Genomic DNA, 24,533 nt, shown 5'->3' with positions numbered 1-24,533 from the left:
TTCACCCCCATCCCTTCGCTCCGAATCAGCAAATCCGGAACGTATTGATTCAGCACCATTCAGCTCTGGGAAGGCTGAATGTCGATTGGCCCTAGTCTCGCCCCGCCGCGGCCGTCGCGGCCCCGATCGGCGCCCGGGTTCCGGCGCCCGGCTCGATGCGGTCCGACGGAAGGGGAACAAAGTTTTTCGTCAGGTGGTTGTTGCCGCGCAGGCCGCAGGATATTGTTCGTATTGTAACTTTCTTTTCCGCTGCGGGATCGGGTCGATCCGCCCCTCGGCCGGAACGTGCCAAGCCGCCGGTCTCCGGCGAACCAAGATCACCGACTTTCGGATTTGCTTACGAGATCGGACCGGACATGCCGTTGCGCTCACGTGGATCCTTTCGCCCTCTCGCCCTCGGCATGGCCGCGCTTCTCGCCGCAACCGCGCTGAGCGGCTGCGCCACGCCGCCGACCGATCCGGCCCAGCGGGCGGAATTCGACCGGATCAACGATCCGCTCGAGCCGATGAACCGGGCGATCTTCGACTTCAACCAGGCGATCGACAAGAACGCCATCCGTCCGGTCGCGATCGCCTATCGCGACACGGTGCCGGAATTCGCTCGCGACGGTCTGCACAACGCGCTGCAGAATTTCGGCGAGCCGGTGGTCTTCCTGAACAAGGTGCTGCAGGGCGAGCCGATCGCGGCCATCAAGACGCTGCTGCGCTTCATGGCGAACTCGACCTTCGGCATCGGCGGCTTCTTCGATGTGGCCACGCCGCGCGGCGTGGTCCGGCAGCAGGCCGGCGATTTCGGCGCCACGCTGTACAAATGGGGCATCGGCGACGGTCCGTACCTGATGCTGCCCCTGCTCGGCCCCTCCAACCCGCGCGACACGGTGGGCTTCGCGGTCGACACGGTCAGCAGCCCGTGGGGCTACATCGTCGACATCCCGACCGAAGCCAGCGTCGGCATGTTCGTGTTCCGTGGCGTCGACGTGCGGTCACGCACGGTCGATGCGTCCGACGAGCTGGAGCGCAACTCGATCGACTACTACGCCACGCTGCGCAGCGTGTTCCGGCAGTATCGGCAGGCGGAGCTCGACGGCGGCCAGGCCCCGTCGGGCGGCGGCGACATCTACACCGATCCAGCTGCGGCAGGCGCCACCGGTGGGGCGGCCGCTCCGGCCGCGACCGGCGGCACCGGAGACATCCCGGCGTCGCAACTGCCGGACATTCCCTGAAAGAGCAGCGGGCGGGAGCGATGCTCCCGCCCCGATCGCCGGCCTACCGCTTCGGCGTCAGCTCGGCGATCTTGCCTTCGATCAGCTTGATCAGCGCGTCGCCGCCGCCGCTGCGCAGGGTCGCGCCGAATTCGGACCGGTAGTTGGCGAGCTGGCTGATCGTGCCGTTGAGATACACGTCGATGATCTGCCAGTTCGGCCCGCGCAGCCGGTAGTTCAGCGGCACCGGATCCGCGTTGGGCCGCACCAGCCTGGTGTTGACCACCTGGTCGCCGCCGCTGACCGGCTTGGCGGCCTCGCTCTGGAAGCTCTCGCCGCTGTAGCCGTCGAAGCGGGCGGCATAGGTGGTGATGCTGAAGCGGCGGAAGGCGTCGGTCACCTTCTGCTGCTGGGTCGCGTTCAGGGTCGACCAGTCCGGTCCGACCGCGATTCGCGCCATCAGCGGCAGGTTGAAGGTCTGATCCAGCACCGGCTCGAGCTTCTGGTACCGCCCGCGGAAGCCCAGCGAGTCGGCGTTCTTCATGACATCGAGGAGGGCGTTGTCGAGGGTGTCGATCACCTGGCGCGGCTCGGCGGCGCTGGCCGCCGGCGCGGCGAAGGGCAGCGGCAACAGCAGCGCGATGGCCAGGGCGAGGCGTCTGAGGACAGGCGAGCGCATGATTGTCTCTTCCGATTCGGAACGTTGGGGGCCGCCGTCATCCGGGCTCGCGGCGCGGCGCAGTCGCCCCATGATGGCTTCAACCCGCCCCTTTGCCGAGAAGTTCCGAACGCCGCCGCCGCGGAATTCGGCTGTGACGGCCAGCACATCGGCCGATGCGGTCAATTTGATAAATATCGATCGCGACTCATTGCACGCGCCGCGCGTAGTCACCTTAGTGACACGCAAAGTTGGCGCGTTGTATGGTCCAATTGAGAGCGATTCACTCTGGCGAACTCCAGCGCTCAGCCGGAACACAGGTGCGGAATGCGGATCATCTTGGCCCAGCCGCGAGGCTTTTGCGCCGGCGTCGAGCGGGCGATCGAAATTGTCGAGCGGGCGTTGGAGATCTTCGGTCCGCCCGTCTACGTCCGGCACGAGATCGTGCACAACCGGCACGTGGTCGAGAGCCTGCGGGCGAAGGGCGCCAAATTCGTCGACGAGCTGGACGAGGTGCCGCCCGGCAGCATCACGATCTTCAGCGCGCATGGCGTCTCCCGCTCGGTCGAGGTCGACGCCGAGCAGCGCGGGCTGCAGGTGATCGACGCGACCTGCCCCTTGGTGTCGAAGGTGCATATCGAGGGCCGCAGATACGCCGCCCAGGACCGCACCGTCATCCTGATCGGCCATGCCGGCCATGCCGAGGTCGAGGGCACCACCGGCCAGATCCCGGGCGGCGTCACCCTGATCTCGACGGTCGAGGAGGTCGCGACGCTCGAGGTGCCGGACCCGGAGCGGGTGTCCTACATCACCCAGACCACGCTCAGCGTCGACGACACCAAGGCGGTGATCGACGCGCTGACGGCGAAGTTCCCGGCGATCGTCGGCCCGGACACCAAGGACATCTGCTACGCCACCCAGAACCGCCAGCGCGCGGTGCGGGAGCTGGCGCAGGTGGCCGACGTGCTGCTGGTGGTCGGCGCCCGCAACAGCTCGAACTCGAACCGCCTGCGCGAGATCGGGGCCGAGCTCGGCGTGCCGAGCTACCTGATCGACGACGCCTCGGCGCTGGACCCGGCCTGGCTGGCGGGCAAGCAGGCGGTGGGCATCACCGCCGGCGCCTCCGCCCCCGACAGCCTGGTGCAGGAGCTGGTCGAGACCCTGCGACGTTATGGCGAGGTCGAGGTCTCGACGCTGCAGGGCGTCGATGAGAATATCCGTTTCCGCCTGCCATCCCAATTGACCGCACCGGTGCCTGCCGAGTAGGCAGTGTCGCTTGGCCCGGGTTTCGGCCGACAGCTTTGCGAAGGTCCCCATGGGTATCCCGCTTCAACAGCAGATCCGTATCGGCGCTTACCTTCTGAAGAACCATCTGATGGGTACCAAGCGGTACCCGATGGTTCTGATGCTGGAGCCGCTGTTCCGCTGCAACCTGGCCTGCGCCGGCTGCGGCAAGATCGACTACCCTGACGAGATCCTGAACCAGCGCCTGTCGGTGGCCGACTGCCTGCAGGCGGTGGACGATTCGGGCGTGCCGGTGGTCTCGATCGCCGGCGGCGAGCCGCTGCTGCACAAGGAGATGGCGGAGGTGGTGCAGGGCATCATCGACCGCAAGAAATACGTCTACCTGTGCACCAACGCGCTGCTGATGGAGAAGAAGCTCGACCAGTACAAGCCGAGCCCGTTCCTGATCTGGTCGGTCCATCTGGACGGCGACCAGGAGGACCATGACCGGTCGGTGTGCCAGGACGGCGTCTATGACCGCGCGGTCAAGGCGATCAAGGCCGCCAAGGCCCGCGGCTTCCGCGTCAACATCAACTGCACCCTGTTCAACAACGCCGTGCCGGAGCGCGTCGCCAACTTCTTCGACGACGTCAAGGCGATGGGCGTCGACGCCATCACCGTGTCGCCCGGCTACGCCTATGAGCGGGCGCCGGACCAGCAGCACTTCCTGAACCGCCAGACCACCAAGCAGCTGTTCCGCGACATCTTCAAGCGCGGCGACAACGGCAAGCGCTGGTCGTTCAGCCAGTCGACCATGTTCCTCGACTTCCTGGCCGGCAACCAGACGTACCACTGCACGCCCTGGGGCAACCCGACCCGCACCTATTTCGGCTGGCAGCGGCCCTGCTACCTCCTCGGCGAGGGCTATGCCCAGACCTACAAGGAGCTGATGGAGGAGACGGACTGGGACAAGTACGGCACCGGCAACTACGAGAAATGCGCCAACTGCATGGTGCATTCGGGCTATGAGGCCAGCGCGGTGAAGGACATGTTCCGCAACCCGCTGAAGGCCTTCATCGTCGGCATGCGCGGCATCCGCACCGAAGGGCCGATGGCGCCGGAGATCTCGCTCGACCGGCAGCGGCCGGCCGAGTTCGTGTTCTCCTCCCACGTCCAGAAGGCGCTGGAGAAGCTACGCCACGCCCCGAAGGTCGCGGCCAAGGGCGCCGGCGGCGGCAAGTAGCGCCGCCATCGCCGCGCTGCTCTGCCGCCCCAGGCGGATCAGCGCCGGCAGCTGACCAGGGCTGCGGGCCAGGGCCCGCAGCACCGGCCCGATCGCCGGGCGTCCCTCCGCATCGAGGCCGACCAGCGCCGCCGGCGGCAGGCCGTGCGCCGCCGGGTCGGCCACGGCGCGCAGCACGCCGAAAGGCAGCCCCGCTTCCGTCGCCGCGGCGGCCACAGCGGCGCTTTCCAGATCGACGATGACGGCGCCGCTGTCGCGATGCAGCCGGGCCTTGGCCCCGGCCGTGTCGACGATGACGTCGCCGCCCCAGACATCCCCCCTCAGGGCGCCGGGCAGGACGGCCGCGAGCCGGGCCGCCAGGTCCGGGTCACAGGCGTAGGCCGCCGCGCCTGTCGCCACGCCGGTGCCGATCACCAGATCCCCGGTCGCGAGATCCGGCGCCAGCCCGCCGGCGATGCCGAAGCTGAGCAGCGCGGTGGCGCCCTGCCCGGCCAGATCGCGGGCCAGCCGCTCGGCCCGCACCGGATCGCTGGCCGAGCAGGCGACCAGCGGCGAGACCCGCCGCGCGATCTCCGCCTCCTTCGCCAGTCCGGTCAGGATGCCGAGCACGGCGATCGCCCGACGCAATGAAGAGCAGTGAATTCGTAGGTTGGGTTCGCCGGCGGCGAACCCAACAGGCGTGCCCGCGATGGCGCCGAACCGATGTTGGGTTCGCTCATGCGAACCCAACCTACGCGAGAAGAGCCGCGCCCTCTCACATCCCGACCTCGACCCGGCCGCTGTTGCTGTCGCGCAGGCGGCGATAGCGGGAGAGGGCCCAGGTCGGGAAGAAGGCCGGGTAGCCGTGGTAGCGCAGGTAGAACACCCGCGGGAAGCCGACCGCGGTGAAGCTCGGCTCGTCCCACAGCCCGTCCGCGCGCTGATGCGCCGAGAGCCAGGCGACGCCGCGCTCGACCGCCGGATGCTGGGCCTCGCCCACCGCCATCAGCCCTAGAACGGCCCAGGCGGTCTGCGACGCGGTCGAGGTGGCCGGAGTCATCTCCGGCTTGCCCTCGTAGTAGCTGTCGCCGGATTCGCCCCAGCCGCCATCCTCGCGCTGCTGCGCCGCGAGCCAGTCGACGGCGCGGCGGATGATCGGGTCCTGCGGGTCCATGCCGATGGCGTTGAGGGCGCACAGCACCGACCAGGTGCCGTAGATGTAGTTGGTGCCCCAGCGCCCGAACCAGGAGCCGTCGGCCTCCTGCTCCCGGCGCAGGAACGCGACGCCGCGGGCCACCGCCGGGTCGTCGATGCGACGGCCGAGCTGGCCCAGCATGCTGAGGCAGCGCGCCGTGACGTCGGAGGTCGGCGGGTCCAGAAGCGCGCCGTGGTCGGCGAAGGGGATGTGGTTCAGGTAGTGGTAGGTGTTGTCGACCTCGAAGGCCGCCCAGCCGCCGTTCCTGCTCTGCAGCCCCAGCAGCCATTCGACGCCGCGGTCGATCGCCTCGCGATAGCGCTCCGGATCGGCCCGGTGCATCGCCATGACCACGACCGCGGTGTCGTCCAGGTCCGGGTAATGGGCGTTGTTGTACTGGAAAGCCCAGCCGCCGGGACGGACATCCGGCCGGCGCTCGGCCCAGTCGCCCTTCACGTCCAGCACCTGGCGCGGCACCAGCCAATCGAGCCCCCGCTTGGCCTGTGCAACCGCCTCGGGATCGTTCGACTCCAGCAGCGCGTGCGCGGTCAGCGCCGTGTCCCAGACCGGCGACAGGCAGGGCTGGGCATAGGTGACGCCGTCGACCGTGTCGACCAGCTTCTCCACCGAGGCCCAGGCGATCTGCAGGTCCGGATGGTCGTCCGGGTAGCCGAGGCATTTGAACATCATCACGGAGTTGGCCATGGCCGGGTAGATCGCGCCGAGGCCGTCCTCGCCGTTCAGCCGCTCGGTGACGAACGCCACCGCCTTGTCGATCGACTTCTGCCGGCGCGGGAAGAACGGCTCGATCGGCCGCAGCACCCCGTCCAGCCGACGGAAGAACCGGCCCCAGAAGGTGCCGTCGACATGGACATGCCAGTTCTTCACCTGCTCCGGCGGCTCGACCATCAGCTCCTGGATCGACAGCGCCCCGGGGTTCGCCGGCCGCGGCTTCTTCGCCATGATCACCAGGAGCGGCGCGATCACCGTGCGGCTCCAGTACGACACCTTGTTCAGGTGGAACGGGAACCAGGAGGGCAGCACCATGATCTGCACTGGCATCACCGGCACGGCGCGCCACGGCACCTGCTCGAACAGCGCCAAGAGGATGCGGGTGAAGACGTTGGAGCGGGCGGCGCCTCCGGCGGCCAGGATGGCGGCGCGGGCGCGGGCCATGTGCGGCGCGTCCGGGTCGTCGCCTGCCGCCTTCAGCGCGAAATAGGCCTTCACGCTGGCGCTGATGTTGAACGGGCCGTCATGCCACAGCGGCCAGCCGTCATGCCTGTCCGACTGGATGCTGCGGATGTAGTCGGCGAGCTTCGCTTCCTTCTCCCGGTCGACCACGCCGAGGAAGTGCTTCAGCAGGATGTATTCGGCCGGGATGGTGGCGTCGGCCTCGAGGATGAAGGCCCAGTGGCCGTCCTCGCGCTGCAGGCCGAGCAGCCCGCCGACGCCGCGGCCGATCGCGTCGTCGAGGCTGGCGCGGGTGGGGCCGGCGAGGTCGTCGGTCTGGAAGGAAGGGCTATCGATGTTCATCGGGACGGATCTGACGGCTGACGGGACAGGGAGGCGCCGGGCTGGTCGTAGACGCGGCCCTTCCAGGCCCCGCCGACACCGGCCCGGTGGCGCCGCGCCGAATCGATGGTGGCGCCGAGATACACCACCGCGGCAAGCGGCAGGAAGGGCGCCCACAGCGGCGAGCGCCGGTAGAAGCGCAGCATCGGCACGTAGGTGGCGCTCATGATCGCCCAGGCGGCCAGGGCGACGTATCGTGCCGCCCCCTCCCCCAGGATGGTCAGGGCCGGCGGTGCGATGTAGGTGACGATCAGGCCGGCGACGGTGCCGAGCAGCAGCCAGGGCGAATAGCGCAGCTGGGTATAGGCGGTGCGGGCCACCATGCGCCAGATCTCGCCGACATCGCCGTAGATTCGCAGGCTCTCCGCCTCGTCGGTGAGATCGAGCCGGATCCTGCCGTTCCGCTTCAAGGCCGCGGCCAGGGTGCAGTCGTCGATCAGCGCGTCGCGGATGGCGGCGATGCCGCCGATCCGGGCCAGCGCCGTCCGCCGCACCAGCATGCAGCCGCCGGCCGCGCCGGCCGTCGTCTTGTCCGCCCGGTTCACCCAGGCGAAGGGGTACAGCATCTTGAAGAAGAAGACGAAGGGCGGCACCAGCCAGCGCTCGGCGAAGTCGAGGCAGCGCAGCCGCACCATCAGCGACACCAGGTCGAGCCCGTCCGCCTCGCCGCGCGCCACCAGCTGCGCCACGTTGTCCGGCCGGTGGACGATGTCGCCGTCGGTCAGCAGGACCCAGCGCGCCTCCGGGTTCGCCCGCTCGGCCGCGGCGACGCCCTGCGACACCGCCCACATCTTGCCGACCCAGCCGGGCTGCAGCGGCGCGCCGGAGATCACGGTCAGGCGGTCGGACGCCCCTGCCTCCGCCGCGGCGGCGCGGGCGAGGTCGGCGGTGCCGTCGGTCGACTGGTCGTCGACCACGACCACAAGCAGCCGGCCGGGATAGGCCTGCCGCAGCAGCGAGCCAACCGCGCTACCAATGCCCTCGGCCTCGTTGCGCGCCGGGATCACCACCACCACGCCGGGCCATTCGGCCGGCGGCGCCGCCGCGGGCGCGGTCGCGGCCTCCCAGAACCGGCCCTGGAACAGCCACAGCTTGAGCCATGCCGCAAGGCTGGCGAGGGCGAGGATCAGGCCGATCATCTCAGGTAGCCGTTCTCGCGGAACCAGCCGAGCGCGTCGACCAGGGCCTGGCGCGCCGGCCGCGGCCGATAGTCCAGCGCCGCGCGGGCCTTGTCCGAGGAGAAATACATGGTCTTGCGCGCCATGCGCAGCGCGTCGCGCGTCACCATCGGCTCCCTGCCGGTGAAGCGCGACACCGTCTCGGCCGCCAGCGCCACCGGCCAGATCGGCCCCAGCGGCAGCCGGATCTTCGGCGCCTTGCGGCCCACCAGGCCGGCGATCTCGGCCAGGATGGCGGAGAGCGCGAAATCCTCCCCGCCCAGGATGTAGCGCTCGCCCGGCACGCCGCGGGCGAAGGCGGAGAGATGGCCCCGGGCGACGTCGTCGACATGGACCAGGTTCAGCCCGGTGTCGACGAAGGCGGGGATGCGGCCGGTCGCGGCTTCGACGATGATCCGCCCGGTCGGGGTCGGCTTGACGTCGCGCGGCCCGATCGGGGTCGAGGGGTTGACGATCACCACCGGCAGCCCGGTCTCGGCCGCCGCCTCGCGCGCCGCGTCCTCGGCCAGGAACTTCGAGCGCTTGTAGAGGCCGATCATCTGGCCTTCGGTGGCGATCGTGGTCTCATCCGCCGGCCGCCCGTCCGCGTGATGGCCGAGCGTCGCGACGCTGGAGGTGTAGACGGCGCGCGAGACCCCGGCCGCGGCGGCGGCGCGCAGCATCGCCGCGGTGCCCGCGACATTGGTGCGCAGCATCGCCTGCGGCGCGGGAACCCACAGCCGGTAGTCGGCCGCGACATGGAACAGCGCGGTGCAGCCCTTCAGCGCCGGCGCCAGCGAGGCCGGGTCGTCGAGGTCGCCGGTCACCGGCTCGGCATCCAGCCCGGCCAGGTTGCGGCGGTCGCTGTTCGGGCGCACCAGGGCCTTGACCCGATGGCCTTCCGCCAGCAGCGCGCGGGCCACGGCCGAGCCGACGAAGCCGGTGGCCCCGGTGACGAGGGCGATCTCGCTCATTCGTCCCCGCGGGGATCTGCCGGGAGTAAGGCCTGTCGCGGCATTGTCATCATGGCGGCGACACTGTCGGAGCGGACCGCCGACCGCAACCTGAAATATGGGAAACCACCCCTGCGTGCGGCCCTTCGTCATCGGCGTTTGCCTTGACAATTCAGGGGGCTCTGCGGTCTGGTGGCCCGGTCCAGGGCCATGCGGCGGAACCGCCGCCGAACCCCCGTTTCCGAGCGCCCTGGCCGAGACAAGACAGGCGATCATGACCGTGCCGGCCGACCGAGCCATCGTCGACTCTTCCCCGCCCGCCGGCGCCCCCTCCCCCCGCGCCGACGCCGTCGAGCTGCCGGCGTCGAAGACCTCGGGCCAGGAGAACTTTCCGGTCGGGTCCTGGCTGCTGCCGAAGCGGCTGCGGCCGCATGTCGCGAGTTTCTACCGCTTCGCCCGCGCCGCCGACGACATCGGCGACGACCCGGACCTGCCGACGGCGGAGAAGCTGACCCGGCTGGACGCGCTGGAGGCCGGGCTGACGCAGCCCGGGCCGGAGGCCGCCGCCGGGATCCGCGCGTCGATCGCCGCCACCGGCGTCGGCCTGGTCGACTGCCGCGACCTGCTGGTCGCCTTCCGCCGCGATTCCGAGAATCGCAGCTGCCGCAGCTGGGACGACCTGATCGACTATTGCCGCTATTCGGCCAACCCGGTCGGTCGCTACCTGCTGCGGCTGCACGGCCAGGCCGAATCGACATTCCCGGCCGGCGATGCGCTGTGCACCGTGCTGCAGATCCTGAACCACCTGCAGGATTGCGGCGACGACTGGCGCAAGCTGCGCCGGATCTACGTGCCGACCGACTGGATCGAGGCGGCCGGCGGCATCGACCGCTTCTTCGCGCCGGACCAGGCCCCGCTGCGCCGGCCGGTGCTCGACCGCTGCCTCGACCTCGTCGACGCCATGCTCGACACCGCCTCCACCCTGCCCGGGCAGCTGACCTCGCGGTCCCTGGCCGCGGAGGTCAGCGTCATGCTGTGGCTGGCCCGCAGGCTGGCGGCGCGGCTGCGCCGGGGCGACCCGATCCTGGCCCGGGTGGCGCTGAGCAAGGCGGATTTCGCCAGGGCGCTGCGCCCCGGCCTGTCGGTGATGGCTTTCGGCGCCAGCAAGCTCGACGACGCGGCCCTGGTGCGGATGGCGGTGGCCCGCGCCAAATCCTCCTTCGCCTCCGGCATGCGCATCCTGCCGGCCGAGGGCCGCCGCGCCATCTATGCCGTCTACGGCTTCTGCCGGCAGGTCGACGACATCGCCGATTCCGGCGCGACGGTGGCGGAGAAGACGGCCGGCCTGCAGGACTGGCGGCAGCGGCTGGACCGGATCTTCGCAGGCCGGGGCGAGGACCCGCTGGACCGCGAGCTGATCCGGGCGATCCGCCGCTTCGGCCTGCCGCGGGCCGAGTTCGACGGCATGCTGGACGGCATGACCATCGACGCCGCCGCCGAGGTGCGGATCGCCGATCGCGCCGGGCTGGCGCATTACGCCCGCTGCGTCGCCGGCACCGTCGGCGTCATGGCGGTCAAGATCTTCGGCTGCCCGGACCGGGCCAGCGAGGCCTTCGCCGTGGCCCAGGGCGAGGCGCTGCAGCTGACCAACATCCTGCGCGACGTCGACGAGGATGCCGGGCTGGGTCGCCTCTATCTGCCGGAGAGCTGGCTGCGCGAGGCCGGCATCCCGACCGACGCGCCGATCCCGGCCATCGTCGCCGACCCGCGCATCGCCACGGTCTGCGCCCGGCTGGCAGCGGAGATCGAGCCGCTCTACGCCGCCCTGCCCGGGCTGATGCCGCCGGGGACGGAGAAGCGGATGAAGGCCGCGCTGATCATGCAGCGCAGCTATCGCCGGATCTTCGAGAGGCTGCAGGCCCGCGGCTATGCCGACCGGTCGGTGCGGCCGCGCCTGTCGAAGGGCGAGAAGATCGGCATCCTGCTGTCGGTCCTGCTGAAATGACGGCGCATGTGATCGGCGGCGGGCTGGCCGGCCTCGCCGCCGCGGTCGAGCTCGCCCGCACCGGCGTCCCGGCCGTGGTCTACGAGGCCACGGCCCGGCCCGGCGGCCGCTGCCGTGCCTTCCACGAGCCGGCGCTGGACCGGGTGATCGACAACGGCAACCACCTGGTGCTGTCCGGCAACCGCAACGTCCGACGCTATCTCGACCTGATCGGCGCCGGCGACCGGCTGGCGGCCCCCGCCCGGCCCGGCTTCCGCTTCGTCGACCTGGAGCGCGGCCGCGAATTCACCGTGCGGCCGAACCGCGGCCGGCTGCCCTGGTGGGTGCTGCGCCCGGGCCGCCGGGTACCGGGCACGCGCCCGCGCGACTACCTGGCGCTGCGCCGCCTGTCCAAGGCCGGGCCGGAGGACACCGTCGCCGGCGTGGTGCCGCCGGGCGAGCTGTATCGCTGCCTGATCGAGCCGCTGGCCGTTTCCGCCCTCAACACCCCGGCCGACGAGGCCTCGGCCCGCGGCCTGTGGGCGGTGGTGGAGCAGACCCTGGCCAAGGGCGGCGCCCAGACCATCCCGCTGATCGCCCGCACCGACCTGGCCGACACCTTCATCAACCCGGCGCTGGACTACCTGCACCGGCACCGCGTGACGGTGCGGACCGGCATGCGGGTCAAGGCGCTGGAGTTCGAGGAGGGGCGCATCATCGCGCTGGAGCTGGATCAGGGCACCCTGCCCCTGGCGCCGGACGACCAGGTGGTGCTGGCGGTGCCGCCGGCGATCGCCGCCCGGCTGGTGCCGGGGCTGACCCCGCCGGAGGCCGACGAGCCGATCGTCAACGGCCATTTCGCCATCCCGTTCAAGGAAGAGCCGCACGACATCGCCGGCATCGTCGGCGGCACAGCGCATTGGGTGTTCCGCCGCCCGGGGATCGCCAGCACCACGGTCAGCGCCGCGCGCGGCCTGGTCGACGCGCCGGCGGAGGAGCTGGCGTCGCTGCTGTGGGCCGATGTGGTGCGGGCCTTCCCGGACCTGGCCGGCCCCCTGCCCGCCCATCGCATCATCAAGGAGAAGCGGGCGACGATCCGGCAGAGCCCGGCGGACGAGGCCCGGCGGCCGGGCTGCCCGACGCCCTACCCAAATCTCTGGCTGGCCGGCGACTGGACCGCCACCGGGCTGCCGGCGACGATCGAGGGCAGCCTCCTGTCCGGCTTCCGCGCCGCCGACCATGTCCGGGGGGCTATCACGCCGGGACGGACCAGATCCCAACGGCGGAAAACTCTGAACACTTGACGAGTGCGCATTGAATGCGCATTTTTGGTGTGTTCGCATCGGGGATGCGAATTCGAGGTGGCGGGGCCACCTTGATCACCCCGGAACGTCAGTGACGGCCCGGGAGCACCCATCGGTGACGCCAGTGGCGTGCGCCGAGTGGAGGATTACGCATGACTCGCCTCAACATCACCATGCCGGAAGGCATCGCCGATCGTCTCGATAAGATTGCCGAAGAAACCAAGACGTCCAAGAGCGAGATCCTCCGGAGAGCTCTCATGCTGTTCGAAGTCGCTCACAACAGCGTCAAGGAAGGCAAGAAGGTCGGGATTACGAGCGCCGAGGGCCGGCTTGAGCGGGAGTTTATTGGCCTGTGACCGACCAAAGCGGGCAAGGTCTATCGGGCAGAAGCCCGATAGACCTCAGTGGTTCGATTGACCCAGCGTATCGCGGGAAGATAGAAGTTCAACCCGTCGAACATCCAGCCGATCGCCGCCTGCGATTGGTCAAGGAATACATTTCATTTGGCGTATTCATTGTCTTAGCAATTACGCTCGGTGTCTATCTCGCCTACACCGCGTTCTGGCATGTGGGATCGGCTGAGGATCAAGCGTGGTCGAGAACGCTGCTGACTTCAGCATTCACCGGTTATCTCGGCTGGATCTTAAAACGATAGTGCTCGACCGCACAGCGGCATTTCAAATCGGACTCGTCCGTCTCGGTCGATCCAGCTGATCGTCAGGCAAGATCAAGCCAGCATCTCGCGGACGAGCGGCATAACCTTGCTGCCGTAGAGCTCGATGCTGCGCATCAGCTTGTCGTGCGGCAGCGGCCCGGCGCTGTACTTCAGCTGGAAGCGCGCGGCGCCGAGCGCAGTGACGGTCGAGACGATCTTGCGCGCCACGGTCTCGGGCGATCCGACATAGAGCGAGCCGTGCTCGGCCTCGCGCTCGAACTCGCCCTGCCCCATCGGCGGCCAGCCGCGCTCCGCCCCGATCTTGTCGCGCATCCGCTTGTAGTCGGCGAACAGCTCCTCGCGCGCCTGGGCGTCGGTGTCGGCGACATAGCCCGGCGAATGGACGCCGATCGGCAGCACCGGCCGGCCCAGCTGCTCGAAGGCGCGGTGGTACAGGTCGACATAGGGGCGGAAGCGCTTCGGGTCGCCGCCGATGATGGCGAGCGCCAGCGGCAGGTCGTAGCGGGCGGCGCGGATCACCGATTCCGGGCTGCCGCCGACGCCGATCCAGGTCTTCAGCCGGCGGGCACCCTCGACCGGCGGGAAGACGCTCTGGTCGCGCAGCGGCGGCCGGGTGCTGCCCTGCCAGCTCACCGGCTCCTGCTTCAGCAGCGCCGCGAACAGGTCCAGCTTCTCCTCGAACAGCGTCTCGTAGTCGCTGAGCTCGTAGCCGAACAGCGGGAAGGATTCGGTGAAGGAGCCGCGGCCGAGGATCACCTCGGCCCGGCCACCCGACGCCGCGTCCAGGGTCGAGAAGCGCTGGAACACCCGGATCGGGTCGTCGGAGCTGAGCACGGTCACGGCCGAGCCGAGATGGATCTGCGTCGTGCGCCCGGCGATCGCCGCCAGCAGCACCTCGGGCGCGGAGACGGCGAAATCGGCGCGGTGGTGCTCGCCGACGCCGAAGAAGCCGATGCCGAGCTGGTCGGCCAGCACCGCCTCCTCGACCACGTTCCGCAGCACCTGGGCGTGCGGCAGCGGGGCGCCGTCCGGCCCCGTGGTCACGTCGCCGAAGGTGTCGAGTCCGAATTCGAGAGGCTGGGCCATGAGAATCTCTGGGTCACGAAGTCACGTCACCGCAGAGATGGCCAGCGGGCGCGGCCGGTCAACTGTGCCGATTGGAAACAGACTGTCCTGCGCGCTGGCCCTTTCACTCCGGCCGGAAACGCCATTTCCGCTCCACCGCCGCGGCCAGGTCGATGCCGTTGGCCCGCGCGAACAGCAGGATGTGGCCGAGCATGTCCGCGGTCTCGTCGGTCAGGGCCTGCCGCAGCTCGGCCTCGGACCGGCCATGCGTCCGGCCCCGGCCGGTCAGCTTGTTCCAGACCTGGGTCAGCTCGCCCAGCTCCTCGTGCAGCTTGAGCAGGAACCAGTCGGGATCGCGCCGCAGCCCGTTGGCCTCGGCGTAGCGGCAGGACGCGTCCTCGAACTGGTCCTTCAGGCGGTCGAGCATCGGGGCCTCGGGGGAGAATTGCGGGCGACCGAAGGATACGCCTCAGAACTCAAATCCCCCTCAATTGTCATGCCCGGGCTTGACCCGGGCATCCAGAGGATGTCGACGCTGTCTGGATTGCCGGGTCAAGCCCACGGCTGTCCGGTTGAGGACAAGCGACAATCAAGAGAGGGTGTTCAGAGGCTGAAGCTCGATTTTTTACTGTCATGCCCGGGCTTGACCCGGGCATCCAGGGAATGTCGATGCCGCTCTGGGTGGCCCCTGGATCCTCGGGTCAAGCCCGAGGATGACAATAAAAATTGAACTCTACCTCTCTTCCACACCCCGAAAACCCTCAACCGGACAGCCGTGGGTCAAGCCCGGCAATGACAGGAAGGAAAAGCGGGCAAGCAGCCCGTCACACCCGGAACTTGTACTCCTTGCCCGGCTGGCGCTCGATGTCGGGCGGGAAATTGGCGCGCTTCTCGGCGAAGTAGCGCTCGCGGTGGTCGCCATCGGCCAGGCGGTTGTAGGTCAGGTACAGGATCCGCCGCGCCTTGTCGGTCAGGTTCGGCTTCGAGGCGTGCGGAGCGTAGCTGTCGAAGAACAGCACGTCGCCCGGCTCGGTCGGCACCGGCACCAGCTTGAAGCTGGCCATCTGCTCGTCGGTCAGCGGCTTCCACTCCTCGCCGATCAGCCCGGTCAGGCGCGGCATGTCGGCCATCTCGAGGCAGCCATTCTCGACCGTGGCACGGTCGACCGAGACCATCACGGTCAGGAAGATCGGCGCGTAGCGCGACCAGCCGGCCTGCTGGTCCTGGTGCGGCTCGAAGCCGGCGCCGCCCGCCATCTTGAAGTTGATCTTCTCCTTGTAGAGGCAGGACGGCGCTTCCAGCAGCTGCTCCACCGCCTGGAACAGGCGGCCGTGCCGGACCAGCCCGTCGAACTCGGCGTGGTAGGGGCAGAAATTCTCGATCCGCTGCACCACCCGCTTGGACGGGTCGAGCAGGCTCGGCTCGTAATAGACCATGTGCTTGCCCGGCTCCTCGGGCATGGCGCCGAGCTCCTCGGTCCAGCGCGTGATCGCCGCAATCTCGGCGGCGTCGAAGAAGCCGCGGGCGGCAACCCAGCCGGTGCGCGCATAGGCCGCGAGGTCCTCGGCGGACAACGGGCCGACGACGGCACCGGCGGGTAGGGAATCGGGCATTCTCAACGCTCCAGCTGCGGCAGGATCTCCCGCTGCGCGCGGGCCACATCCACGTCGAAATCGATCTCGGTCCAGGGCAGGTCGCTGATGTCCGCCACGCCGAACCGGTGCGGATGCGCCAGGATCAGGTCGCGGATCGCTTCCTCGTACTCAACAGTGGTGATGCCCTGCCGCACATACCAGTCGGTGCGGTCGCCCAGCGCACGAGCCATGTCGGGCGAGAAGCGGAAGAAGCCGACCGATTCGCCGTGCCAGTCATGCGCGTGCTCGGGCTTCTTGCGGAAATCGACGATGGTGTCGCCGCGGAAGCAGATCTTCACCGGCTCGTCGCCCGGCTCGATCTCGCGGTCGACCAGCAGCGTGTTCTCCGGCGCCGCGTCCAGCAGGCGGCCGATCATCGGCTCGGGGTACAGCACGTCGCCGTCCATCAGCACCACCGGCGCGCCGGCCGCGAGCTGGTCCCGCTGGACCCAGAGCGAGACCAGGCTGCCCTCGCGATAGCGCGGGTTCTCGACGAAGCCGATGCCGCCGCCGAGTCCGAGCCGGTCGATCTCGCGCCGGATCGAGTCGCCCTCATGGCCGACGGTGATCGAGATGTCCTCGACGCCGTTGGCGTGCAGCGCGGCAATATGCCGTTCCAGCAGCGACTTCCCGCCGAACCGGAGCAGGATCTTCGGGCCGTCGGCGGCCGTTCCCAGGCGTCGGCCGACCCCGGCCGCGAGGATGATCGCGGTGGGTGCCCGCCTATCCGAGTATGACAAGACCGTGATGCTCCGGTTGCATTTTTCTGAAGTCGACGGAAGATACAGGCCGAATTGCCGGCCCGGCAAGAAGTCGGGCGGCCGAGATTCCGCAACCCGGACATCCGGTTCATGAGTGAAGACATAATGAAGGCTCTCGACGACACCGCCCTGACGGGTCCGTCCGACGCCGGCTCCTCCGCCCCGGCCGACCGCCCGAAGACGGTGTTCGCGGCGCTGCGCCAGGAGATCTTCTCCCCGACGCTGTCCTTCCTGATGGAGGCGCATAACGGCCTCTCCGCCAAGATCGTCGAGGAGGCCGGGTTCCGCGGCATCTGGGCCTCGGGCCTGACCAACTCGGCCAGCCTGGGCCTGCGCGACAGCAACGAGGCGTCCTGGACCCAGGTGCTGGACGTGCTGGAATACATGGCCGACGCGACCACGTTGCCGATCCTGGTCGACGGCGACACCGGCTACGGCAACTTCAACAACGTCCGCCGCCTGGTGCGCAAGCTGGGCGAGCGGCGGATCGCCGGGGTCTGCATCGAGGACAAGCTGTTCCCGAAGACCAACTCCTTCATCGGCGAGGCCCAGCCCCTGGCCGAGATCGAGGAGTTCTGCGGCCGCATCAAGGCCGGCAAGGACAGCCAGACCGACGACGACTTCGTGCTGGTGGCGCGGATCGAGGCGCTCATCTCCGGCCGCGGCATGGAGGAGGCGCTGCGCCGGGCCGAGGCCTACCACGCCGCCGGCGCCGACGCGGTGCTGATCCATTCCAAGAAGTCGACGGCGAACGAGATCTTCGAGTTCACCGAGCGCTGGGCCAACCGGTCGCCGGTGGTGATCGTGCCGACGATGTACTACGCCACCTCGACCGACCTGTTCCGGCAGGCCGGCATCTCGACGGTGATCTGGGCCAACCACCTGCTGCGGTCCTCGATCACCGCGATGCGCGAGACGGCCAAGCAGATCTTCGACGACCAGTCGCTGCGCGAGGTCGAGGGCCGGGTGGCCAGCGTGCGCGACATCTTCGCCCTGGTCGGCAATGCCGAGCTGGAGGCGGCGGAGCGGCGCTACCTGCCGGGCAAGGCGGCGCCGAAGGCCGTGGTGCTGGCGGCGTCGCGCGGCGACCTGGGCGACGAGCTGACCCGCGACCAGCCGAAATGCATGATCGACGTGCGCGGCCAGTCGCTGCTGCAGCGCCTGGTCTCCACGCTCGGCGACAGCGGGCTGAAGGACGTCACCGTGGTGCGCGGCTACCGCAAGGAGGCGGTGGTGGTGCCGGGCATCAAGACGGTCGACAACGACCGCTACGACGAGACCGGCGAGGTCTTCTCCCTGGCCCAGGCGCGCAAGGCGCTGGAGGGCGAGACGGTGGTGGCCTATGGCGACGTGCTGTTCCGCCGCTACATCCTGGACGGGCTGATGTCGAGCGAGGGCGACATCGTCCTGGCGGTCGACGCCATGAGCCTGTCGGTCAAGCAGCCGAAGAAGGCCCTGCGCGACCTGGTCGCCGCCGACCGGCCCTACTCCGGCAGCTACCTGGACGACACGCCGGTGCATCTGAAGGCGATGTCCGAGTCGATCCCGGCCGGCGAGGTCAGCGGCGAATGGATCGGCCTGGCCCGGTTCAGCGCCCAGGGGTCGGTCTGGCTGCGCGAGGAGATCGACCGGATCGAGGCCGAGGGCCTGCTGGAGACGGCCGACCTGCCGCTGCTGCTGACCCGCCTGGCGGCCCGCCACCCGGTGGTGGTGCAGTACTTCACCGCCCATTGGCTGGATGTCGACACGCTGAGCGACCTGGCCGACGCGCGCAATTTTACGTAACGGAGAAGCGGCGCGCGACCCAGCCATGCGTCCGTGCGCCGCTTCCCTCCAGGCCGCTCGCGCTCTAGAAGAACCGGCATGATCACCGCAGACGAGTTCATCGCAGCGGCGAAGGCGCGCGGCCACGACTTCTACACCGGGGTCCCGTGCAGCTTCCTGACCCCGCTGATCAACGGCGTTCTGTCGAGCCGGGCCCTGACCTATGTCGGCGCCGCCAGCGAGGGCGAGGCGGTGGCGATCGCCGCCGGCGCCTGGCTGGCCGGGCGGAAGACCGTGGTGATGTGCCAGAACTCCGGCCTGGGCAACGCGGTCAACCCGCTGACCTCGCTGAACGCGCCGTTCCGCATCCCGACGCTGTTCGTCACCACCTGGCGCGGCCAGCCCGGCCTGCCGGACGAGCCGCAGCACGAGGTGATGGGCCGGATCACCCAGAACCTGCTGGCGCTGATGGAGATCCCGCAGGCCCCCTTCCCGGCCACGCCGGAGGCGCTGGGCCCGGCGCTGGACCAGGCCTTGGCGCGGATGGACGAAGGCCTGCCCTATGCCTTCGTGATGAAGAAGGGCGATGTGCGGGACGAGGATCTGCAGGCGGCGCCCATTCCCCTGCCGCACCTCGGCCGCCGCGCCGACTGGCCGGAGACCGGCCCGCGCCCGACCAGGGCCGCGGTGCTGGAGCGATTCCTGGCCCTGACCGACGACCGCACCGCGGTGATCGCCACCACCGGCAAATCCGGGCGCGAGCTGTTCACCCTGGCCGACCGGAAGCAGCATATCTACCAGGTCGGGTCGATGGGCGGCGCCTCCGGCATGGCGCTGGGCGTGGCGCTGAACACCTCCGCGCCGGTGGTGGTGCTGGACGGCGACGGCGCCGCGCTGATGAAGCTGGGCACCTTCGCCACCATCGGCGCCCGGGCGCCCGGCAACCTGATCCACATCCTGCTCGACAACGGCGTGCATGATTCGACCGGCGGCCAGGCCACGGTCTCCGCCTCGGTCGACTTCGCCGCGGTGGCGCTGGCCTGCGGCTACCAGTTCGCCGCCTCCTGCGCCGGCCTGGACGGGTTCGAGGCCGCGTTCCGCGCCGCATCCGAGGCGCCGCGGCCGGCCCTGATCCATGTCCGCATCGCCCCGGGTTCGATGGAGAAGCTGGGGCGGCCGACCGTCGCCCCGGCCGATGTCGCCCGCCGGTTCAAAGACTTCCTCGCCGGCCTGCGCCCGGCGACAACGGGTGTCGGCTCCGCATCATGAAATGGCCCGCCTGCATCGGGATCGCCGTCGGCCTGACGGTCGCGGTCGTGCTGGTCTGGCTGACCGGCGCGGCCGAGATCTGGGCCGCGCTGGCCGGCGCCGGCTGGGGCATCCTGGCCGTCATCGCCCTGCACTTCCCGCAGTTCCTGTTCTCGTCGCTGGGCTGGCGCGTGCTGGTGCCGGAGCGGCCGGTGCCGCCCCTGAGCTTCTTCATCCGGCTGCGCTGGATCCGCGAGGCGATCAACTCGCTGCTGCCGGTGGCGCAGATCGGCGGCGAGCTGATCACCGCCCGCCTCCTGGCGATGCGCGGCGTGCCGCTGAACCGGTCCGGCGCCGCCATCGTCGTCGACCTGACCACGCAGATGGCCAGCCAGGTGGTGTTCACCGTCTTCGGCCTCGGGCTGCTGCTGCTGGGCGCCCATGACGGCGCGATGACGCCCTGGATCATCGCCGGCGCCAGCGTCGGGCTGGTGCTGGTGGTGCTGTTCATCGGCGCCCAGCGCTTCGGCATGTTCAAGGTGCTGGAGCGCGGCCTGATCCGGCTGGCCGACAAGTTCGGCTGGGACTCGCTGGGCGAGGTCTCCGGCCTGCATGATTCGATCGTGTCGCTGTATGGCGACCATGCCCGCCGGGTCTGGACGTCGGGCGGCCACCACCTGGTCTCCTGGCTGCTCGGCTGCCTGGAGATCTGGATGACCCTGCAGGCGCTGGGGGTCGACGCCGGGCTGCGCGAGGCGGTGATCATCGAGAGCCTGGCCCAGGCGGTGCGCGTCGCCGGCGTGATCGTGCCCGGCGCGCTGGGCGTGCAGGAGGGCGGCTTCATCGTCATCTGCGGGCTGCTCGGCATCCCGCCGCACAGCGCCGTGGCCATGGCGCTGATCCGCCGGATCCGCGAGATCGCGCTGGGTGTGCCCGGGCTGATGGCTTGGCAGGTGATGGAGGGCCGCCACCTGGCCCGCCGCCGCCGCGCCCGCGCGGCGGCCTCGGAGGCTTCGTCATGACCTGGTCCGCGGACGAGCCGGCCCTGCTGACCCCCGGCCCGCTGACCACGCGGATCGAGACCCGCCGGGCCATGCTGCGCGACTGGGGCTCTCGCGACCATGCCTTCATCGCCCTGACGGCGGAGCTGCGGCAGCGGCTGCTGGCCGTCGCCGGCGGCGAAGCCAGCCACGTCGCCATACCGCTGCAGGGCAGCGGCACCTTCATCGTCGAGGCCGCGATCGCCACGCTGCTGCCGCCGGCGGGCAAGCTGCTGGTGCTGGCCAACGGGTCCTATGGCGAGCGCATGGTCGCCATCGCCACCCGCCTGGGACGATCGGTCGAGGCCCTGCGCTGGCCGGAAGACCGGCCGGTCGAGCCGGAGCGGGTGGACCAGGCGCTGGCGGCGGACCCGGCCATAACCCATGTCGCCCTGGTCCATTGCGAGACCACCTCGGGCATCCTCAATCCGTTCGCGGCGGTGGCCGACGTCGTCGCCAGGCATGGCCGGCCGCTGATCCTGGATGCGATGAGCAGCTTCGGCGCGCTGCCGATCGACCTGTCCACGACACCGGCCGCGGCGGTGCTGGCCTCCAGCAACAAGGGGCTGGAGGGCGTGCCCGGCATCGGCTTCGCCCTGGTCGAGAAGCAGGCGATCGCGGCGGCGAAGGGCAACAGCCCGTCGATCAGCCTCGACCTGCACGACCAGTGGCGCGGCTTCGAGGGCAACGGCCAGTGGCGCTTCACCCCGCCGGTGCAGGTGGTCGCGGCCCTGGTCGAGGCGCTGCGCCTTTTGGAAGCCGAAGGCGGCCCCGCCGCGCGGCTGCGCCGCTACCAGGACAATTTCGACACGCTCGCGGCCGGCATGGCCCGGCTGGGCTTCCGCCTATTCCTCGATCCCGCGGTGCAGGCGCCGATCATCGCCACCTTCCACCCGCTGGACGATCCGCGCTTCGCCTTCGACCGCTTCTACGACGCGCTGGCCGCGCGCGGCTTCCTGATCTATCCGGGCAAGCTGACCCGGGCCGACAGCTTCCGCATCGGCTGCATCGGCGCCCTCGGCCGCAACGATTTCCAGGCTCTGCTCGTTGCCATCGAGGAAGCGTTGTCGGAGAAGCGCCGATGAAATTCCCCCTGCTCCTCACCGCCGCCTGGCTCGGCCTGGGCGCCGCCGCGGCGTCGGCGGCGACGGTCGAGATCATCGTCACCAACATCAAGGAAGCCAAAGGCACGATCCGGATGTCGCTGTGCCCGCAGGCGCAGTTCCTGAAGGACGACTGCCCCTACAGCGGCACGGCCCCGGCCGCGGTGCCGCAGGCGACCGTGGTGATCCGCAACGTCGCCCCGGGCGTCTACGCGGCGCAGGGCTACCAGGACGTCAACGACAACCACGAGGTCGACCGGACCCTGCTGGGCGTGCCCGAGGAAGGCGTCGCCTTCTCGCGCGACCCGTCCTACTTCTTCGCCCCGCCGGATTTCAAGGACGCCGCCTTCACCGTCAGTCCCCAGGGCACGCGGGTGACCATCCGGCTGCGCTATTTCTGAACCGCCGGCTTCGGCCGGCGCGACAGCACCCCGAGCCAGAGCGCGCCCGCCGGGGTGATCACGGCCGCCGCGATCAGCATCGGCCAGGCCAGGCCCAGCCAGACGAAGACCGGCACCAGGGCCAGCGCGTCGTCGGGGTCGACCACCACGCCGCGGTGGCGCATGGCGTAGCGCGACAGCTCGATCACCTTGGTCACGTTGAGCTGCCAGAACAGCACGCCGATGCCGATGCCGGCAGCGGCGCCCAGCAGGACCGGGGCGAAGCCGAGACCGGCCTGGGCCAGCCCGATGCCGATGCCGATGAAGGCGATCGCGTCGCACAGGCAGTCGACGCACAGGTCGTAGCGGTGCCCGCCCGGGCTCGTCTGCCCGGTCTGGCGGGCCAGTTCGCCGTCGGCCCGGTCGAACAGCATCGACACCAGGAACAGGATTCCGCCGAGATCGGCCCAGCCCCCGCCGCAGGCGAAGCCCACCGCCGCCGCCACGCCAGTGACCAGCCGCACCGTGGTGAGGTGGTTCGGGGTGACGCCGGTCGGCGCGATCCGCCGGACGACCGGCCGGACGATGCGATGGATCAGGGTGTCGTGACTCATCCCGTGTCTGCTGTCTCCGCGCCCCGTCCCGAAGGCGCCCCTCTCAGGCTTCTAAACCATCAAGCCGGACGCAAGGCAACGGTCTGGCCATGCGATCGCGTCGAAAAGGCGCGTCGAATCGGTGATGCATTCCCACACGCCGATGCGATTGCAATCCGTCGCCGGTCCTGCGACATGATATAGACGTCGCGCTGGGTTTCGTTGCCTGTCGAGGCTGTTTTCGCATGACTGCGCCCATACCCTCCCGGCCCATGGGTCCGACCCTGACACGCCGCGCCGCGCTTGGCGTGGTCGGCGGCATCGCCTTGGCCGGGCCGGCGGCCTATGCCCTGCCCCCCGCGGCACGGCCCGGCTCGCTGCTCGACGAGGTGCACAACCGGGTGCAGCCTTATCTCGAGCTGAGCCACGCCCACACCGGCGAGACGTATACGGGCCAGTTCTACGGCCCGGCCGGGTACGATACGGCGGAGCTGCAGAAGCTCGACTTCTTCCTGCGCGACTGGCGTCAGGGCCAGAGCGTGCAGATGGACCCGCGGCTGTTCTGGGCGCTGGCGGTGATCCGCACCGTGGCCCAGCGGGCCGGCTTCAGCGGCAAGGCGACGATCAATTCCGGCTATCGCACGCTGAAGACCAACTCCTCGCTCGAAGGGGCGGCCCGCAACTCCCTGCACATGGCCGGCCGGGCCATCGACCTGACCTTCGACAAGGTGCCGCCGAGCCAGCTGGTCGGCTGTGCCCTGGCGCTGCAGATCGGCGGCGTCGGCCAGTATCCGGGCTTCACCCATATCGATTCCGGCAACCTGCGCACCTGGGAAGGCTGAGGCCGCCGCGGCCGGTGACGGCGCGGTGACAATGAGCGCGGTCCGGACCCGATTCCCAATCGCGGAGTCGACGCGACGGCGCGATCACTCTATCCATGATCCAGCCATGCGTGACCGCGCAGGCGCGCCCGCCAGAGGCGCCCCGGACCCGCTTTTCCAAGGGGAGAGCCCGCCGCCATGCCGTTCCCGTTCACCCGCGCCGTCATCGTCGCGACGGCCCTGATCGTCGCGGGCTGCGGCGAATCGCAGACGACCTCGCTGCTGCGGATGGGCGACAACATCCGCGCCGCGGGCGACCCCGACACGGCGATGACTTTCTATCAGCGCGCCGCGACCGAAGACCCCAGCAACCCGCAGCCGATGGTCAAGCTGGGCGACGCGACCCTGCAGGCCGGGGACCCGACGCGGGCCGCCAGCTACTACCACGCCGCCCTGGCGGTGGAGCCGACCAATGTCGACGCCCTGCGCGGCCTGGGCAAGGTGCAGCTGGCCCAGGGCAAGCCGCAGGAGGCGATCGCGGTGCTCGACCAGGCCCTCGCCCGCAAGCCGGACGACGTGCCGACGGTGCTGGCCAAGGGCACCGCCCTGGCGCTGCTGGGCCGGCCGCAGGAGGCCCAGGGGCTGTATCAGAAGGCGCTGCTCAAGGAGCCGGCCAATGTCAGCCTGAAGACCAACCTCGCCTTGTCCTACGCCCTGGCTGGCAACACCGGCGAGGCGGTGCAGGTGATGCGCGAGGCCGCCGCGGCGCCGGACGCCACCGCGGTGCAGCAGCGCAACCTGGCGCTGGTCCTGGCGATGGACGGCAAGACCCAGGAGGCGCGAAAGGTGGCCGATGCTGTCCTGCCGGCGAAGGAGGCGCGCAACCTGGTCAACGCGGCGCGCCGGATCCGCGGCATGAAGGACCCGGTAAGGCGAGCCCAGGCGATCGGCACGATCGGCTGAAAGACCGTTGG

24 protein-coding genes are annotated in these 24,533 nt (G+C 69.9%); 14 read left to right on the top strand and 10 right to left on the bottom strand.

Annotated elements, in window-relative coordinates:
- Positions 1 to 401 precede the first annotated feature (401 nt).
- Positions 402 to 1,223, top strand: coding sequence for a VacJ family lipoprotein (locus ACFW16_RS19565; RefSeq protein WP_380308034.1), 822 nt, complete (start codon positions 402 to 404; stop codon positions 1,221 to 1,223).
- Between the two features lie 43 nt (positions 1,224 to 1,266).
- Here ACFW16_RS19565 and ACFW16_RS19560 read toward each other — a convergent pair whose 3' ends face one another.
- Complete coding sequence (locus ACFW16_RS19560) at positions 1,267 to 1,881, bottom strand: ABC transporter substrate-binding protein (RefSeq protein WP_380308032.1); 615 nt, start codon at positions 1,879 to 1,881, stop codon at positions 1,267 to 1,269.
- A 306-nt stretch (positions 1,882 to 2,187) separates the two neighbouring features.
- On the opposite strand from ACFW16_RS19560, the gene ispH reads away from it, so the two are divergent.
- Together ispH and hpnH are read left to right on the top strand one after the other, a co-directional pair.
- Positions 2,188 to 3,126 (top strand): 4-hydroxy-3-methylbut-2-enyl diphosphate reductase, encoded by a 939-nt coding sequence (gene ispH / locus ACFW16_RS19555; RefSeq protein WP_380308030.1) that lies wholly within the window; start codon positions 2,188 to 2,190, stop codon positions 3,124 to 3,126.
- A gap of 49 nt (positions 3,127 to 3,175) precedes the next feature.
- Positions 3,176 to 4,327, top strand: coding sequence for an adenosyl-hopene transferase HpnH (gene hpnH / locus ACFW16_RS19550; protein WP_380308028.1), 1,152 nt, complete (start codon positions 3,176 to 3,178; stop codon positions 4,325 to 4,327).
- Here the strand turns inward: hpnH and ACFW16_RS19545 are convergent.
- The 4 genes from ACFW16_RS19545 to hpnA form a co-directional block, all read right to left on the bottom strand.
- Positions 4,277 to 4,936 (bottom strand): nucleoside phosphorylase, encoded by a 660-nt coding sequence (locus ACFW16_RS19545; protein ID WP_380308027.1) that lies wholly within the window; start codon positions 4,934 to 4,936, stop codon positions 4,277 to 4,279. The genes hpnH and ACFW16_RS19545 overlap by 51 nt on opposite strands.
- A gap of 145 nt (positions 4,937 to 5,081) precedes the next feature.
- Positions 5,082 to 7,037: a squalene--hopene cyclase gene (gene shc / locus ACFW16_RS19540; RefSeq protein ID WP_380308025.1), complete on the bottom strand. Its 1,956-nt coding sequence runs from the start codon at positions 7,035 to 7,037 to the stop codon at positions 5,082 to 5,084.
- On the bottom strand, positions 7,034 to 8,215 hold the full coding sequence (locus ACFW16_RS19535; protein WP_380308023.1) for a glycosyltransferase: 1,182 nt from the start codon (positions 8,213 to 8,215) through the stop codon (positions 7,034 to 7,036). The genes shc and ACFW16_RS19535 overlap by 4 nt, the downstream gene beginning before the upstream one ends.
- A complete protein-coding gene (hpnA, locus tag ACFW16_RS19530; RefSeq protein WP_380308021.1) occupies positions 8,212 to 9,207 on the bottom strand; it encodes a hopanoid-associated sugar epimerase in 996 nt (331 codons plus the stop codon). The genes ACFW16_RS19535 and hpnA overlap by 4 nt, the downstream gene beginning before the upstream one ends.
- Before the next feature lie 253 nt (positions 9,208 to 9,460).
- Between hpnA and ACFW16_RS19525 the strand changes: the two genes are divergently transcribed.
- The 4 genes from ACFW16_RS19525 to ACFW16_RS19510 all read left to right on the top strand — a co-directional run bounded on the left by ACFW16_RS19525 (position 9,461) and on the right by ACFW16_RS19510 (position 13,129).
- Complete coding sequence (locus tag ACFW16_RS19525; RefSeq protein ID WP_380308019.1) at positions 9,461 to 11,191, top strand: squalene/phytoene synthase family protein; 1,731 nt, start codon at positions 9,461 to 9,463, stop codon at positions 11,189 to 11,191.
- Entirely contained in the window at positions 11,188 to 12,474 is a 1,287-nt protein-coding gene (gene hpnE, locus ACFW16_RS19520) for a hydroxysqualene dehydroxylase HpnE (protein ID WP_380308017.1), read from the top strand. The genes ACFW16_RS19525 and hpnE overlap by 4 nt, the downstream gene beginning before the upstream one ends.
- Before the next feature lie 152 nt (positions 12,475 to 12,626).
- Positions 12,627 to 12,830: a ribbon-helix-helix domain-containing protein gene (locus ACFW16_RS19515; protein WP_380308015.1), complete on the top strand. Its 204-nt coding sequence runs from the start codon at positions 12,627 to 12,629 to the stop codon at positions 12,828 to 12,830.
- Entirely contained in the window at positions 12,827 to 13,129 is a 303-nt protein-coding gene (locus ACFW16_RS19510) for a hypothetical protein (protein ID WP_380308013.1), read from the top strand. Before ACFW16_RS19515 ends, ACFW16_RS19510 begins: the two co-directional genes overlap by 4 nt.
- Before the next feature lie 72 nt (positions 13,130 to 13,201).
- On the opposite strand, the gene ACFW16_RS19505 is transcribed toward ACFW16_RS19510, so the two are convergent.
- The 4 genes from ACFW16_RS19505 to ACFW16_RS19490 all read right to left on the bottom strand — a co-directional run bounded on the left by ACFW16_RS19505 (position 13,202) and on the right by ACFW16_RS19490 (position 16,589).
- The gene (locus tag ACFW16_RS19505; RefSeq protein WP_380308011.1) at positions 13,202 to 14,236 is read right to left on the bottom strand and encodes an LLM class flavin-dependent oxidoreductase; all 1,035 of its coding nucleotides are present in this window, start codon (positions 14,234 to 14,236) and stop codon (positions 13,202 to 13,204) included.
- A gap of 103 nt (positions 14,237 to 14,339) precedes the next feature.
- Positions 14,340 to 14,642 (bottom strand): hypothetical protein, encoded by a 303-nt coding sequence (locus tag ACFW16_RS19500; protein WP_380308009.1) that lies wholly within the window; start codon positions 14,640 to 14,642, stop codon positions 14,340 to 14,342.
- 397 nt (positions 14,643 to 15,039) lie between these two features.
- Positions 15,040 to 15,828, bottom strand: coding sequence for a phytanoyl-CoA dioxygenase family protein (locus tag ACFW16_RS19495; protein WP_380308007.1), 789 nt, complete (start codon positions 15,826 to 15,828; stop codon positions 15,040 to 15,042).
- 2 nt (positions 15,829 to 15,830) lie between these two features.
- A complete protein-coding gene (locus ACFW16_RS19490) occupies positions 15,831 to 16,589 on the bottom strand; it encodes an NTP transferase domain-containing protein (protein WP_380308005.1) in 759 nt (252 codons plus the stop codon).
- A 111-nt stretch (positions 16,590 to 16,700) separates the two neighbouring features.
- Between ACFW16_RS19490 and aepX the strand changes: the two genes are divergently transcribed.
- The 5 genes from aepX (at position 16,701) to ACFW16_RS19465 (ending at position 22,166) form a co-directional block, all read left to right on the top strand.
- Positions 16,701 to 18,395, top strand: a complete 1,695-nt coding sequence (aepX, locus tag ACFW16_RS19485; RefSeq protein WP_380308003.1) for a phosphoenolpyruvate mutase — start codon at positions 16,701 to 16,703, stop codon at positions 18,393 to 18,395.
- A gap of 78 nt (positions 18,396 to 18,473) precedes the next feature.
- The gene (aepY, locus tag ACFW16_RS19480; protein ID WP_380308001.1) at positions 18,474 to 19,643 is read left to right on the top strand and encodes a phosphonopyruvate decarboxylase; all 1,170 of its coding nucleotides are present in this window, start codon (positions 18,474 to 18,476) and stop codon (positions 19,641 to 19,643) included.
- Complete coding sequence (locus ACFW16_RS19475) at positions 19,640 to 20,644, top strand: lysylphosphatidylglycerol synthase domain-containing protein (RefSeq protein WP_380307999.1); 1,005 nt, start codon at positions 19,640 to 19,642, stop codon at positions 20,642 to 20,644. The genes aepY and ACFW16_RS19475 overlap by 4 nt, the downstream gene beginning before the upstream one ends.
- A complete protein-coding gene (locus ACFW16_RS19470; protein WP_380307997.1) occupies positions 20,641 to 21,747 on the top strand; it encodes a 2-aminoethylphosphonate--pyruvate transaminase in 1,107 nt (368 codons plus the stop codon). Before ACFW16_RS19475 ends, ACFW16_RS19470 begins: the two co-directional genes overlap by 4 nt.
- The gene (locus ACFW16_RS19465; protein WP_380307995.1) at positions 21,744 to 22,166 is read left to right on the top strand and encodes a DUF2141 domain-containing protein; all 423 of its coding nucleotides are present in this window, start codon (positions 21,744 to 21,746) and stop codon (positions 22,164 to 22,166) included. The genes ACFW16_RS19470 and ACFW16_RS19465 overlap by 4 nt, the downstream gene beginning before the upstream one ends.
- On the opposite strand, the gene ACFW16_RS19460 is transcribed toward ACFW16_RS19465, so the two are convergent.
- Positions 22,157 to 22,759 (bottom strand): CDP-alcohol phosphatidyltransferase family protein, encoded by a 603-nt coding sequence (locus ACFW16_RS19460; protein WP_380307993.1) that lies wholly within the window; start codon positions 22,757 to 22,759, stop codon positions 22,157 to 22,159. The two genes, ACFW16_RS19465 and ACFW16_RS19460, sit on opposite strands and share 10 nt — an antisense overlap.
- A gap of 251 nt (positions 22,760 to 23,010) precedes the next feature.
- Here ACFW16_RS19460 and ACFW16_RS19455 point away from each other — a divergent pair, with 251 nt between their 5' ends.
- Both ACFW16_RS19455 and ACFW16_RS19450 read left to right on the top strand, forming a co-directional pair.
- Positions 23,011 to 23,580: a YcbK family protein gene (locus tag ACFW16_RS19455; RefSeq protein ID WP_380307992.1), complete on the top strand. Its 570-nt coding sequence runs from the start codon at positions 23,011 to 23,013 to the stop codon at positions 23,578 to 23,580.
- A gap of 177 nt (positions 23,581 to 23,757) precedes the next feature.
- Positions 23,758 to 24,522, top strand: coding sequence for a tetratricopeptide repeat protein (locus tag ACFW16_RS19450; protein ID WP_380307990.1), 765 nt, complete (start codon positions 23,758 to 23,760; stop codon positions 24,520 to 24,522).
- The last annotated feature ends 11 nt before the right edge of the window (positions 24,523 to 24,533 follow it).

The sequence above is a fragment of the Inquilinus sp. NPDC058860 genome (genome assembly GCF_042743185.1).
GTDB lineage: Bacteria > Pseudomonadota > Alphaproteobacteria > DSM-16000 > Inquilinaceae > Inquilinus.
Note: the sequence above shows the minus strand (reverse complement) of the source record. Positions and strands in the feature narration are given on the sequence as shown.

Coding starts and splice junctions, on each gene's coding strand:
- ACFW16_RS19465 (WP_380307995.1), top strand. CDS start 21,744: ATGAAATTCCCCCTGCTCCTCACCGCCGCCTGGCTCGGCCTGGGCGCC.
- ACFW16_RS19495 (WP_380308007.1), bottom strand. CDS start 15,828: ATGCCCGATTCCCTACCCGCCGGTGCCGTCGTCGGCCCGTTGTCCGCC.
- aepY (WP_380308001.1), top strand. CDS start 18,474: ATGATCACCGCAGACGAGTTCATCGCAGCGGCGAAGGCGCGCGGCCAC.
- ACFW16_RS19455 (WP_380307992.1), top strand. CDS start 23,011: ATGGGTCCGACCCTGACACGCCGCGCCGCGCTTGGCGTGGTCGGCGGC.
- hpnE (WP_380308017.1), top strand. CDS start 11,188: ATGACGGCGCATGTGATCGGCGGCGGGCTGGCCGGCCTCGCCGCCGCG.
- ACFW16_RS19560 (WP_380308032.1), bottom strand. CDS start 1,881: ATGCGCTCGCCTGTCCTCAGACGCCTCGCCCTGGCCATCGCGCTGCTG.
- shc (WP_380308025.1), bottom strand. CDS start 7,037: ATGAACATCGATAGCCCTTCCTTCCAGACCGACGACCTCGCCGGCCCC.
- hpnA (WP_380308021.1), bottom strand. CDS start 9,207: ATGAGCGAGATCGCCCTCGTCACCGGGGCCACCGGCTTCGTCGGCTCG.
- ACFW16_RS19450 (WP_380307990.1), top strand. CDS start 23,758: ATGCCGTTCCCGTTCACCCGCGCCGTCATCGTCGCGACGGCCCTGATC.
- ACFW16_RS19475 (WP_380307999.1), top strand. CDS start 19,640: ATGAAATGGCCCGCCTGCATCGGGATCGCCGTCGGCCTGACGGTCGCG.
- ACFW16_RS19525 (WP_380308019.1), top strand. CDS start 9,461: ATGACCGTGCCGGCCGACCGAGCCATCGTCGACTCTTCCCCGCCCGCC.
- ACFW16_RS19470 (WP_380307997.1), top strand. CDS start 20,641: ATGACCTGGTCCGCGGACGAGCCGGCCCTGCTGACCCCCGGCCCGCTG.
- ACFW16_RS19565 (WP_380308034.1), top strand. CDS start 402: ATGGCCGCGCTTCTCGCCGCAACCGCGCTGAGCGGCTGCGCCACGCCG.
- ispH (WP_380308030.1), top strand. CDS start 2,188: ATGCGGATCATCTTGGCCCAGCCGCGAGGCTTTTGCGCCGGCGTCGAG.
- ACFW16_RS19500 (WP_380308009.1), bottom strand. CDS start 14,642: ATGCTCGACCGCCTGAAGGACCAGTTCGAGGACGCGTCCTGCCGCTAC.
- ACFW16_RS19505 (WP_380308011.1), bottom strand. CDS start 14,236: ATGGCCCAGCCTCTCGAATTCGGACTCGACACCTTCGGCGACGTGACC.
- aepX (WP_380308003.1), top strand. CDS start 16,701: ATGAGTGAAGACATAATGAAGGCTCTCGACGACACCGCCCTGACGGGT.
- hpnH (WP_380308028.1), top strand. CDS start 3,176: ATGGGTATCCCGCTTCAACAGCAGATCCGTATCGGCGCTTACCTTCTG.
- ACFW16_RS19535 (WP_380308023.1), bottom strand. CDS start 8,215: ATGATCGGCCTGATCCTCGCCCTCGCCAGCCTTGCGGCATGGCTCAAG.
- ACFW16_RS19515 (WP_380308015.1), top strand. CDS start 12,627: ATGACTCGCCTCAACATCACCATGCCGGAAGGCATCGCCGATCGTCTC.
- ACFW16_RS19460 (WP_380307993.1), bottom strand. CDS start 22,759: ATGAGTCACGACACCCTGATCCATCGCATCGTCCGGCCGGTCGTCCGG.